We start from the raw sequence: 12,792 nt of genomic DNA, 5'->3' as shown, positions 1-12,792 counted from the left end.
ACCACAAAGTGGTATAGGCTCATAAAATGGCTGTGCCGATTCACGCCGTAAGCCGTATGCCTGGCTAAGCCAGTACACGTAGCCTGCGCAGCACGGCTGCCAGCGGGCGTCCGAGCTTGGGCACCGCCACAAGCTCGGCTTCCGTGATCAGCCTCAAGCGTGCGAGGCCGATCACGAACACAACGGCGCCTGCGGCTACACCCAGCAGGCTCTCCACGGCTGCCGTGGCACGACCTTCGGCAGCCCACCCCAAGGCACCCAGCACAGCGCTGGTGCCCCACATCGCTGCCCCGGCCGCACCAGCCAGGGCGATAAGCAGCACCGCCGGCTTGAGCACGCTGGCGGACCAGCTCGCGCGCAGGCCTACCAAGCGGGCCAGCAGCACGATGTTGATCACCGCCGCTAGCAGATAGGCGACAGCCCCCGCAATGGCGGCTCCAGCCGTGCCTAGATGCGGCACGAGTAGCCAGTTTAGCAGCGCCTTGGCTGCTGCGGCCGCGAGCATCGCCAGAGCCGGCGCGCGAACCGCGCCAAGCCCTTGCAGCAGCGCAGCCGAGATAATGCTGAGCGTGCCGCCTACGGCGGTTAGCGCCATCCAGCGCATGACCCCGCTGCCGGTGTCGTCCGCATACAGCATCACATTGACGGGCACAGCCAGCACGATCAAGCCTGTCGAAGCGGCCAGTCCCAGTAGCCAAAACCAGCGCAGCGATTGCTCGCACTGGCGACGTGCCAGTTCCGTACCGCCGGTTACCCGGGCCTCAGCCAGCGATGGAATGAATAATGCCGACAGGGTGGTGGCAAACATCATGACTAGCTGTACCAGCGGCAGACCTCGGTTATACACGCCAAAGGCCACCATAACCGCAGTATCGTCCAATCCCTCCTGCTTTAACAAGCGAGGTACAGTAAATGTGTCTACCAGGCTAATTAACGGAACGGCTAGCGCTCCAAGGCAAACAGGCAGGGCATAACGCAGTATCGCCTTTAACAAGGCACCATTGCTTTCCGCTGGGTGTAGCTCTCCAGCTTGTGCTTGCACTGTCGCCATGACCGTCCCTTGCCTTCTAAGCCTCTTCCTGTGATTTCGCCAATATAGCAACATGACGACCAAGCCCGCTGCTCCACCTGCTGCTGAACCAAACACGGCTCCGGCAGCAATCATATCTGCTCCCGCTCCTTGTGACAGCATGAGCAGCAACAGTATAATCATCACGCTTACCCTTATCGCCTGCTCCGTCACTTGGGAAACAGCAGTCGGAAGCATATTTTGCAAACCTTGAAAATATCCTCTCAGTCCCGCCATAACCGGCACGAACAAAAAGGCAAACGCCGCCGCCCTCACCGACGGAATGACGTGAGCATTGTCGATCCATTGACCCATGAGCGGCGCACACGTATACATCAGCACGCCCAGGATTAACCCGAAGACACCCAAGACAAGCGAAGATAACCGAGCAACACGTTGCCCCGCTGCTCGGTTTCCCACTGCCTCAAACTCAGCTACAAATTTGGATATTGCAGCCGGAAATCCAGCAGCTGCAATGGTAATGAACAGCGTATAAAAAGGATAAACCGTATTATAAATGCCAAACACGCCGTCGCCGCCGATATTCTGCAGCGGGATTTTTTGCACTGTGCCGATCAGCTTGCTCGCTACCGCTGCCAGTGTCAAAATGACAGCACCTCGTAGCAGCCGCGAAGCGGCGCGATTTTCCTGCATTCTCCGTCTCCACTCCCACCTGAAATATGCATCTTACCCGAGTCCTATTATACCGCCTCTTCTCACGGAAAGAAAAAAAACCCTGTGCAACGTAGGACGGCTTTCGCCATTCTGTACGTCATACAGGGGTGAAACGGGATGTTACTGTTCCATTTGTTTGCCCAGGAAGCCAGCGGCTGTTTCAGCCATTTTGACCTCCATTTCGGACATTTTTACATTTTCGTCCTTGTTCAACAATACAACGGAACCAATGGGATCACCACCGGAAACAATGGGAGCCGCCACAAAGGACGAGAGTGTTTCTTCGTGGTCTCGCGTTAGCTCATAAGAGCCGCTGGCTGTCTCCAGCACAGTTTTGCGATTATCCATACTACCTTCGATAATGCTACCGATTGGCTTGTCCAGAAACTCTTTTTTAGAGCCTCCAGCCACCGTAATAATGGTGTCCCGATCGGTAATCATTGTAATATGGCCCGTGCTTTCAAACAGGGACTCAGCATATTCTTTGGCGAAATCACCAAGTTCACCAATAGGTGAATACTTTTTCAAAATGACTTCTCCGTCACGATCCACAAAAATCTCAAGCGGATCTCCTTCACGAATTCTCAAGGTGCGGCGAATTTCCTTTGGAATAACTACCCGCCCAAGGTCATCAATACGGCGAACTATACCAGTAGCTTTCATTTCACATGTTGCCCCACTTTCTCAAGAAGAATTTAGTAAACTACTGACGGTATCGAAAGACGCTTCCACTCCCCCAGAAGCGGTCACGAAGAACGTCACGGTCATGGTGTTTATGGTGATATCTGACCATAGTATTCATCTGTTCCCAATTCCTTATGCATGTTCAGTTATTTACCTTCGTTTGTAGCTCCATCTTTGGCTGTTCCTGCCTTGGCATCGCCCGTACCGTTTGTTGTTGCGCCCGGTGTAGTTGTGCTACCGGCACCAGAAGTTGCACCGCTTTTCTCTTGCGTAGCTGGTACCTTCGGCAGATTGATTTTCAAATCAAGTTTCGTCAAATCATTTTCGGTAAAGTTTTGGATACTTTCCCCGGCCAATTTATTCTTCAGGGCAGCCTTTTCGTTGTCTTTCAATTTATCAAACGTTGGCTCATTGCGGGACTCCACTTTGATCACGTGATATCCGTATTCCGTTTCCACCGGCTCACCGATTTTGTTAATCGGTTGGGTCTCAGCGGCCTCTTTAAAGGCAGGTACCCATTGCGCTACAGATGCATTCTCATACAGACCTCCGTTAGACGCAGAACCTGGGTCTTCTGAGAATTTCTTGGCAATCGTCGCAAAATCCGCTCCTCCGTCCAGCTTCGCCTTCACTTCTTTCGCCAGCTTGAGGGCATCCTCTTTTTTGCGCTCTTTCTTTGTTTTAGGATCTTGGAAGTTAATCAATACATGACGCACGGTTGCTGTCGTGAATTGATCTTTATTTTTCTCAAATTCCTGTTTTAGCTGATCATCTGTTACTTTGTTAGTTTCGCTGTTGATTACCGTCATTACACGCGTGAAGTAATCTTTCACACCTTGTTCGGTCAGTTTTTTATCACTCAGAAATGTCTTGAACTTATCTTCTCCGACTGACTTTTTATACTGCTCTAGTTGTTCGTTCCCTTCTTTGGCACCCTGCTCCTTGGCTTTGTCGTCCGCTTTAGCCGCCAGAAGCTTGTACACCACTTCCTGCTTTACAATTTGCTCTCGTACCTGATCCGAAGCTAACGCAGCCTCATACTCTGGGTACAGGAATTTCATCATGCTGATTTCTTGGTTGAACTCATTTTCGGTAATCGTTCCACCCTTATAGGTCACGACAACCTTGCTGTTGTCCTTCGGTTCATCCTTGACCTTGTTCTCATCCGCTTGCTTCGTACATGCTGCCAGAACGGATATAGCTAGCAGCGCTGCCATTCCCAAGGAGAGCATTCTCCAAGGTTTTCTTTTATTTAGTTGTGGCATTTTGCAGTTCCTCCTTCAATGTGAATGCTTCTTTCAATGCACTCAAAAATTGTTCCAGCAGTTCTAACAACTGTGGATCACTTAGACCTTTACCCTTTATGCGTGCGCTCATAGAAGTGCCCTGTTCAAATTGTACACGTCTTTCAAAGCGATTGCCAATCTCGGCAAGTTTGGCGGTCTGTACCGCCTGCTGGCGCCCTTCATGGAATTTCAACACGATATTGTCATCCCGTTGTACCATGGACTCGATGCCATACATGCGTCCATATACCTTGAGACGGGCCACGGCTAGCAAATGACGCACAGCCTCTGGCAGATCGCCAAATCGGTCGACCAGTTCATCCTCCAGTTCAGAAGCCTCGTCAAAGGTACTGACCGCTGCAACCTTTTTATAAATCTCAATTTTCTGGATGCTGTCATAAATATAGTCACCCGGCAGGTAAGCATCGACGCCTAAATCAATCGACGTACTCCAATTCCGATTGGACTGATCCTCTTCTCCAAGTACGCTGACTTTACGTTTATTAATTTCCTCAGCCAGCATCTGCGAGTAAAGATCAAAGCCGACGGATGCGATGAATCCATGCTGCTCAGCGCCAAGCAAGTTACCCGCGCCGCGGATGGACAAATCGCGCATTGCAATCTTGAAGCCGGAGCCCAGCTCCGTAAATTCTTTAATCGACTGAAGGCGCTTCTCCGCCACTTCCGTGAGCACCTTATCCCGCTGGTACGTGAAATAAGCATAGGCAATCCGATTGGAACGACCTACACGCCCACGCAGCTGATAAAGCTGGGAAAGCCCCATTTTATCGGCATCATGCACAATGAGTGTATTCACATTGGGAATATCCACGCCAGTTTCAATAATGCTGGTGCTGACCAGCACATCATATTCGCCATCCAGGAAATCCAAAATAGTTTTCTCCAGTTCGGTTTCGGACATTTGTCCATGACCCACGCCCACCTTGGCCTCCGGTACGAGCGCATTGATCTCTGCAGCCATCTCCTGAATACCCTGCACACGATTATACAGATAGTACACCTGCCCTCCGCGTGCCATCTCGCGTTCAATGGCCTCACGGACTAGAGTCTGGCTATGCTCAACCACATACGTTTGCACTGGAAAACGGTTTTCCGGTGGCGTCTCAATGACTGACAAGTCACGTACACCCAGCATGGACATATGCAACGTACGCGGAATAGGTGTTGCCGTTAACGTCAGCACATCTACGTTCGTTTTCAGCTTCTTCAGCTTTTCCTTGTGGGTTACGCCGAATCGCTGTTCTTCATCGACAATCAGCATTCCCAAATCCTTAAACACCAGATCCTGCGACAACAGACGATGGGTACCAATGACAATATCGACCGTGCCTTGCCGGACCCCTTTAATCGTTTCATTCTGCTCTTTGCGCGAGCGGAAACGGCTCAATACCTGAATATTGAACGGATACCCTGAAAAACGTTCACGGAACGTCTCATAGTGTTGCTGTGCCAAAATCGTCGTCGGTACCAGCACCGCTACTTGTTTGCCTTCAATAGCAGACTTAAAAGCAGCACGAATCGCAACTTCAGTTTTGCCGTAACCTACATCACCGCATAGCAAACGATCCATCGGGCGGCTCTGCTCCATGTCCTTCTTAATCTCTTCGATGGCCCGAATCTGGTCACGTGTCTCATCATACGGGAACATATCCTCAAACTCTTGTTGCTCCGGTGAATCCTTTTCAAAAGCAAACCCTGGTGCCGACTGTCGTTCTGCATATAGCTTGATCAAGTCATCCGCAATATCCTGAACCGAGCTGCGCACCTTACTTTTAACCCGTGTCCACTCATTGCCACCCAGTTTATAAATCTTGGGTTCCTTGTCCTCTGAGCCAACATATTTCTGAATCAAATCAATTTGTTCAATCGGCACTGACAGCTTATCTCCACCCGCGTAGAGGACATGCATGTAATCCTTATGGATACCGCCAACCTCCAGCGTGCCGATCCCCATGTACTTCCCGATCCCGTGATTTTGGTGTACGACGTAGTCGCCCACCTTCAGCTCGCTATAGCTCTTAATTCGTTCTGCATTGTCCACATGGCGGCCCTGCTTACGAGCTTTCCGCTGCTTCTGAGAAAACATTTCACCCTCGGTAATGACCGCCAGGTGAATAGATGGCATTTCAAAACCGCTTTGCAGATTGCCGATAGCCATCGTCGGCTCATCAATACCATAATCCTCAAGCACTCGGCGCATCCGGTCCAGACGTTCATCTCCACTCGCCAGCATCATAACCTGTGTGCCAGCTTTGCGCCAACGATCCATCTCCGCCTTGAGCACATTCATTTGGCCATGGAAATCCTGCATGCCTCGGCAGATGAAGTTCAAAATATTTTGCGGCTGGGTATGAGGAACCTGACGGAGGAAAATCGACAGGAACAACGTCTGAAATCTCCGGTTGTACAGCAGATTGTCCGCGTCGTCTGACAGTTCTAGCTGCGGTAACGTTTTACCGTTTTGAAGCAAATGCAGATTCCATTCTGACTCATCCCGTTCCAGTTGCTTGGCTGTTTCCAGCATACGCGCCGGTTCGTCAATAATCAGAATCGTATCTTCCGGCATATAATCTGCCAGGGTTTTACGTTCAGGATACAGCAGGGAGATATATTTATAGATTTCGTCAAAATACACATGCTCTCGCAGCAACTCAATTTCACGATGGATCTCTTCTTTCAGATGCTGCTTAGCTTGACGATCCGTCATTTTGCCCAGCTGCTCCTCCAACAAAATAGCAGCGGCATCTGCCGCCTGATCCATACGCTGGTTATTCGCAATAACTTCCTTACACGGCGTTACAGTAACGGCCTGAACCTTTTCCACCGAGCGCTGATCTTGCGGATCAAACTTACGGATCGAATCAATTTCATCGTCAAACAGCTCCACACGATAGCCCCAACGGGTTGTCATTGGATAAAAATCAATAATTCCTCCACGTACGCTCATCTCTCCACGTGATTCCACACGCTCTACACGCTGGTATCCCATCTCGACCATATGTAGCAAAAACACTTCCAGCTGAATTGTTTCGCCTTCTTTCAGCTCAATACGAGCCTCACGCCATGTTTCCGCCATTGGCAATAAACGTCGAACACCAGAAAACGGCACGACAACAATCCCACGAAAACCCTGGGCGCAGCGTATCAATACATCAATTCGTTGGGATAAGGTCTCTGGACTGGATATGGCTGCTTCAGCAGCTACCAGCTCATTGGCAGGATACAATAAAACCTGATCAGGGGAAAGCGCTTCCTGTAAGTCATCTGCTATTTTTTGAGCGGCAAACATATTGTGCGTCATGACCATTAACGGTCGTCCGGTATCTTCGGCAAGCGCGGCCATCAGTACCTGTCGGGAAGAGCCTGATAAACCTGATATCAGTTGTTCCTTCATCCCTGATGATATGCCTGCTGCAATGGATGCATAATCAGCATCCTTCGTAAAAGCCTGAATAAGTGCTTGTAACAAAAAAGGCACCCCTTTATGCTTATAAATAGTTACATGTAAACCGAAAAAGAAGCCTCAGCAATGCTGCCAAGGCTCCATAAGCGGAATTGCCGCTTCACCTCTCAAGCTGGTACATCGGACCAGTTGAATACCTGTTATTGGAGCGGATTAACGAGCAGACTCAGCTCTGGATTATTCTCCAGTGCCTGACTGCAATGCTCGCAAATGACTTTGACGGTCACTTCACCGCCCGAATTATACGCTATTATATCTCTACGTTCGGCAGGGGTCAAGGAATGGAAGCCTAACCTTTCTTCGGTTATTGCCGCGGAATCAATTCGTCCCAAGAAAGTTCGACAATGTCTGCATACATAATTAACAACCATGTAATGTATATGCCTCCTGAAAGTTTTCTATACCTTTCAGTATGTCCAACAATCTTCCATTTAAGCCCGTCTGCCTACGTCTAAACTTACTTGTTGAATTCAGCCATCGTCCGTTCAAACGGATGACTCAAGCTGTATTCTAAGGCGTTGCACGTGTCCTCGATCATTCCGGCCAGCAATTCTTTTTCCTTCTTTGGAAAGGTACCTAGAACATAATCGACAATAGCATGTCCAGGCTCCGGGCGGGAAATGCCCATGCGAATCCGATTGAAGGACTGCGTGCCGGTATGTTGAATGATCGATTTAATGCCGTTATGGCCGCCTGCGCTACCTTGATAACGCAATCTTATTTTACCGACTTCTGTATCCAGGTCATCGTACACGACAACCAGATCTTCCATATCGGCCTTATAATAGTCCATATAAGCACGTAGAGACTCGCCTGATAGATTCATATAGGTCATTGGCTTAATCAGTACAGTTTTCACGCCACCAATGTGGCCCTCTCCAATCAACGCCTTGCATTTGCTTTGGTTAATCTGGATGTTATGACGCGAGGCAAGAGCATCCAATGCCATAAATCCGACATTATGTCTCGTTTTCTCGTATTGGGGACCGGGGTTGCCCAATCCTACAATCCACTTCATAACCTTGACACCCTCTTTCACAGTCTGGATTTTTTGGTAAAATAGTTGTATTGAGGATTTTGCAAAAATCTAATAAGCGACTTTCAATGAACAATATATAGATCGAAATGGTCTAGTTCGTCTATATATTGCACTTTGGAGCGACTGGAATCGAATTTTGCAAAATCCTGTTATGAATAGGAAGGTGCGTGCCGGTATGCTCAATCAAGGTGATATCCTCTTATATGACAGCCATTTTCTATATCATTTAAAACATTCCGTTCCTGTCCAGGTTTATGACGGGAATGTACATATCCAGATTGGCATCGTTGCGCGTTTTAATGAGCATTTCGTCGAAATAGAGGACACACTATACAATCGTCAACGTTTCACATTCATATCTCGCCCAGGCTTTTAGCCTGACATGCTGATAGGGGTTACCTTTTCCACATGGAAAAGGTAACCCCTTTTTAATGAGCCAGCGCTTATTCGATTTCAAACAGTTTGCTGATCGACAATTCTTCATGCACACGGATGATAGCTTCTCCCATTAATGGAGCCACAGACAATACCTTCAGCTTGCTTGTCGGATTCGGGTGAACGATCGGGATCGTATCCGTCACAACCACCTCTTTTAATGGCGAATTCTCCAGTCTTTCCATCGCAGGACCAGACAATACGGCATGTGTACAACACGCATACACATCTTTTACGCCGCCTTCTTTAAGCGCATTTGCACCTAATACAATCGTTCCGGCTGTATCAATGATATCATCAATTAAAATAGCCGTTTTACCCTCAATGTTCCCGATGATGTTCATCACTTCACTGACATTTGGCTCTGGACGACGCTTATCAATAATAGCGAGCGGCGCACTCAGGAAGTCCGCCAGCTTGCGCGCACGAACAACCCCGCCATGATCGGGTGAAACGACAATCGGGTTCTCAATTTGCTTGGAACGGAAATATTGGGCCAGAATTGGTGCTCCCAGCATATGATCCACTGGAATATCAAAGAATCCCTGAATCTGCATCGCATGCAAATCCATACTGATTACGCGGTGAGCCCCCGCCTTTTCAATCAAGTTAGCGACAAGTTTCGCTGTAATCGGATCGCGTGAACGAGCTTTACGATCCTGACGAGCGTAACCGTAATATGGCATAACGACATTGATACTTTTGGCAGAAGCGCGTTTAAGTGCATCAATCATAACCAATAACTCCATCAAGTTGTCGTTAACCGGCAGACAAGTTGACTGCACAATATACACATGGCAGCCGCGTACGCTTTCCGACAGCTTAACCTGGATTTCACCGTCACTAAACGATGTGGTATGGGATTCCCCCATTGGGATGCCGATGTAGTCCGCAATCTGGTGGGCTAACTTCGGATTGGAGTTACAAGTAAATATTTTGAGTTTGGAATCGCAATAAGTCATTAATAGAAACCCTCCGTGCTGGTTCATTCATTACAGATTCAACAGCTTGCTGATTAAGGTCATTCCGATCTTTTCTTCTTCGCTTTGGCACGTGCGCGGATTTTGTCCGCATATCCGACTTTGTTCTCTTGACGTGGTCTGGCAATAGCCAGATCGTTATCAGGGACAGCATGTGTTACAGTGGAGCCTGCTACAACATAAGCACCTTTTCCAATCTTAATCGGGGCGATCAGATTCACGTTGCTACCAATAAAGGCATCGTCTTCAATTTCTGTAATGGATTTATTATATCCATCATAATTGACCGTTATTGCCCCGCAGCCAATATTTACATTTGTACCCACCTTGGCATCACCGACATAGCTCAAATGAGACACCTTGGAATGATCTCCAATGGTCGCATTTTTCACCTCAACAAAGTCACCAATTTTCACATGTTCGCCAAGCTTCGCGCCTGGACGCAGATAAGCAAACGGCCCCACAGATGTACTGCTTCCCACTTCCGCTTCGTTCAACACCGAATGTTTTACCGTTGCGCCTGAATGGATAATCGTATTCTGAATCTCAGCCTGCGGACCAATCACACAATCTTCTCCGATTTGTGTTTGACCATGCAGCCATGTGTTCGGGTACAGTACCGTATCGGAACCAATAACAACCTCGCTCCCGATATAGGTAGAAGACGGATCAATGACAGTGACACCATTTAGCATATGCTTGCGAACGATGCGCTCACGCATATAGCCCTCAGCTACCGACAAAGCGACTCTGTCGTTAACACCGATGGATTCAGACACATCATCTGTCAAATACGCCTCAACCTGTTCACCTTCACCATGCAAAATACCAATGACATCTGTCAGATAATATTCCTGCTGTGCATTGGTGTTCGTTACCTTGTCCAGCGCTGCAAACAGCTTGGCATTGTCAAAGCAGTACGTTCCCGTATTGATCTCCCGGACAGCATCTTCCTCAGGTGAACAATCTTTCTGTTCCACGATCTTGAGCACGGCCCCGGAAGCATCACGGATAACTCGTCCATATCCTTTCGGGTCGTCCAACTCAGCGGTCAAAATCGTCGCAGCTGCCCCACGGCTCTCGTGCAATTGCACCAAGCCTTCCAGCGTCTCCGCTGTGATCAAAGGAGTATCCCCACAAATGACAATGGTTGTACCTTTTTCCTGACCGAGCAAGTCCTTGGCTTGCTTAACAGCATGGCCCGTTCCCAACTGCTCTGCCTGAAGCGCATATTCTGCCGACGGTCCCAAATAAGACTGTACCGCCTCTGCTCCATGACCCACGACGACTACACTTCGGGACACACCGATTTCACGAACCGTGTCGAGCACATGCCCAACCATCGGTTTTCCGCACACCGGATGCAGAACTTTATATAATTTGGATTTCATACGTTTTCCCTGCCCTGCGGCAAGAATGACTGCCAACCTTTCCAACAAGTCCAACCTCCTATCCTGAAAATAACAGTTACCCCTTGGCTAAAACGTTAATTCCCAGATCAGATTTTGCTTAACTTTTCACAATCCTCCTGAAAAATAACGGCGAACCTTTGGCTAATGGCTATTTTTTCAGGCCAGCTTGTGCTGGACATTCATCCCCGGGACGCATCGCTGCCTAGTCCCTGTCTTATGAAAAAGCCGCTTCGGCAGCCCGGATGGCTCCAAGTTGCCTTAAAACTGACTGTTAACTCACTAAAGAATATATCTCATTCCAGACAAAAAGAAAAGAGAGCCACAGTTAGTGGCTCTCTTTTTCTTTTGTACCCCAATCCTGCTTTAGGCGAATTAAGCGCCTTCTTCAATAGCAACTTCTTCATCCACAGCTGCACGTTCGTACTCAGTCAATACAGCAGCTTGGATCTTCTCACGGGTTCCTGAAGATATCGGGTGAGCGATATCGCGAAACTCTCCGTCTGGAGTTCGTTTGCTTGGCATAGCTACGAACATCCCGTTATTACCATCGATAACTCGGATGTCATGAACAACAAACTCGTTATCAATCGTAATGGATGCAATCGCCTTCATTCTTCCTTCTGAGTTCACTCGGCGGAGTCTAACATCCGTAATCTGCATGTGTGTTTCACCACCTTTTTCCAAATAGGACTTGGTGTATACATTCCACACAGCAGTTCGAAATCCTTCTTTTTTTCGGCAATTCGTATCCTAAATTCAGGTAATTTTTTTGAAAAGATTTCTTTTCGACATATTTAGGTATTTTATGATGGATTGTGACAATTTACTGCCCTGTTCACTCATCAAAATAATTGCCCAGCTTGACCGTAATTTGCTTGCTTCGAGAATCGACTGCGGTCAGATTCGCCAGTGAAATATAATCGTGCAGCAGGCGCTCTTCGTTCTCCACCTCGCCCGATTCTACCAGCACACCTACACCGGCCACCTCAGCATCAAACTCAGCCAGCAAGTCGACCATCCCCTGAATCGTGCCCCCGGCCTTCATAAAATCATCTACGATGAGCACACGCGATTTCTCACGCATCGCACGTCTGGATAAAGACATCGTATGCAGGCTCTTTTGTGATCCTGAAACATAATTAATACTTACAGCCGAGCCTTCTGTTACCTGATGATCACGCCGTACGAGAACGACTGGCAAATTCAGCTGTGCTCCGGTTGCATAGGCAAGTGGAATACCCTTGGTCTCCACCGTCATAACCACATCAATCTGACGATTGGCAAAAGCGGTTGCGAATATTTTACCAGCTTCGTTCATCATCGCAGGTTGGCCCAGCAAATCGGACAAATACAGGTATCCTCCCGGTAATATGCGGTCAGGCTGCTCCAGTTGCGCACACAGGTCGTTCGCAAACGCAAGCGCATGCTGCTTGGAAAGCCTCGGGATCAGTTTCACGCCCCCTGCCGCTCCCGCCAGCGTCAGAAGCTCGCCAGTGCCCTCATCCTCAAAAACTTCCTTGATGATGGCCAGATCCTCGCTTATGGACGACTTAGCTGCCCCGTAGCGATCCGCAAAATGAGTAAGAGGCACCAGCGTATGCGGCCGTGACAACAAAAATTGAGTCATTTCCACCAATCGTGAGCTTCTTTTAAGTTTTTTCACAACAATTCCTCGCGATCTATTCTCCTGCCGCCCGCTTTGTACAGTAAAGCACCGGCGGACTGGCC

Annotated in this window: 11 protein-coding genes; 1 reads left to right on the top strand and 10 read right to left on the bottom strand. The window is 48.7% G+C overall.

Annotated elements, in window-relative coordinates; genetic code table 11:
* Positions 1-64: 64 nt before the first annotated feature.
* The 6 genes from ACYCS5_RS14995 to pth form a co-directional block, all read right to left on the bottom strand.
* Entirely contained in the window at positions 65-1,723 is a 1,659-nt protein-coding gene (locus tag ACYCS5_RS14995) for a putative polysaccharide biosynthesis protein (protein ID WP_459761282.1), read from the bottom strand.
* Positions 1,724-1,864: 141 nt separating this feature from the next.
* On the bottom strand, positions 1,865-2,407 hold the full coding sequence (gene spoVT, locus ACYCS5_RS14990) for a stage V sporulation protein T (protein WP_029519371.1): 543 nt from the start codon (positions 2,405-2,407) through the stop codon (positions 1,865-1,867).
* Positions 2,408-2,574: 167 nt separating this feature from the next.
* Positions 2,575-3,693: a peptidylprolyl isomerase gene (locus tag ACYCS5_RS14985; RefSeq protein WP_165150738.1), complete on the bottom strand. Its 1,119-nt coding sequence runs from the start codon at positions 3,691-3,693 to the stop codon at positions 2,575-2,577.
* On the bottom strand, positions 3,677-7,204 hold the full coding sequence (mfd, locus tag ACYCS5_RS14980) for a transcription-repair coupling factor (protein ID WP_342425484.1): 3,528 nt from the start codon (positions 7,202-7,204) through the stop codon (positions 3,677-3,679). The genes ACYCS5_RS14985 and mfd overlap by 17 nt, the downstream gene beginning before the upstream one ends.
* A 134-nt stretch (positions 7,205-7,338) precedes the next feature.
* The gene (locus ACYCS5_RS14975; protein WP_007428020.1) at positions 7,339-7,569 is read right to left on the bottom strand and encodes an anti-sigma-F factor Fin family protein; all 231 of its coding nucleotides are present in this window, start codon (positions 7,567-7,569) and stop codon (positions 7,339-7,341) included.
* Between the two features lie 86 nt (positions 7,570-7,655).
* On the bottom strand, positions 7,656-8,216 hold the full coding sequence (gene pth, locus ACYCS5_RS14970; RefSeq protein ID WP_029519374.1) for an aminoacyl-tRNA hydrolase: 561 nt from the start codon (positions 8,214-8,216) through the stop codon (positions 7,656-7,658).
* A gap of 196 nt (positions 8,217-8,412) precedes the next feature.
* Between pth and ACYCS5_RS14965 the strand changes: the two genes are divergently transcribed.
* Positions 8,413-8,613 carry a hypothetical protein gene (locus tag ACYCS5_RS14965; protein ID WP_029519375.1) on the top strand — a complete coding sequence of 67 codons (201 nt, stop codon included), beginning with the start codon at positions 8,413-8,415 and terminating at the stop codon, positions 8,611-8,613.
* Between the two features lie 67 nt (positions 8,614-8,680).
* Here ACYCS5_RS14965 and ACYCS5_RS14960 read toward each other — a convergent pair whose 3' ends face one another.
* The 4 genes from ACYCS5_RS14960 to purR form a co-directional block, all read right to left on the bottom strand.
* Entirely contained in the window at positions 8,681-9,634 is a 954-nt protein-coding gene (locus ACYCS5_RS14960) for a ribose-phosphate diphosphokinase (protein WP_013308125.1), read from the bottom strand.
* Between the two features lie 59 nt (positions 9,635-9,693).
* A complete protein-coding gene (gene glmU, locus ACYCS5_RS14955) occupies positions 9,694-11,091 on the bottom strand; it encodes a bifunctional UDP-N-acetylglucosamine diphosphorylase/glucosamine-1-phosphate N-acetyltransferase GlmU (RefSeq protein ID WP_165150744.1) in 1,398 nt (465 codons plus the stop codon).
* 345 nt (positions 11,092-11,436) lie between these two features.
* Positions 11,437-11,724 (bottom strand): septation regulator SpoVG, encoded by a 288-nt coding sequence (spoVG, locus tag ACYCS5_RS14950; RefSeq protein WP_007428016.1) that lies wholly within the window; start codon positions 11,722-11,724, stop codon positions 11,437-11,439.
* A 175-nt stretch (positions 11,725-11,899) separates the two neighbouring features.
* The gene (gene purR / locus ACYCS5_RS14945) at positions 11,900-12,727 is read right to left on the bottom strand and encodes a pur operon repressor (RefSeq protein WP_013308122.1); all 828 of its coding nucleotides are present in this window, start codon (positions 12,725-12,727) and stop codon (positions 11,900-11,902) included.
* Positions 12,728-12,792 lie beyond the last annotated feature (65 nt).

The sequence above is a fragment of the Paenibacillus sp. SEL3 genome, from assembly GCF_054602585.1.
The sequence above is the reverse complement of the archived record's forward strand: the minus strand, read 5'-3'. Positions and strand labels throughout refer to the sequence as shown.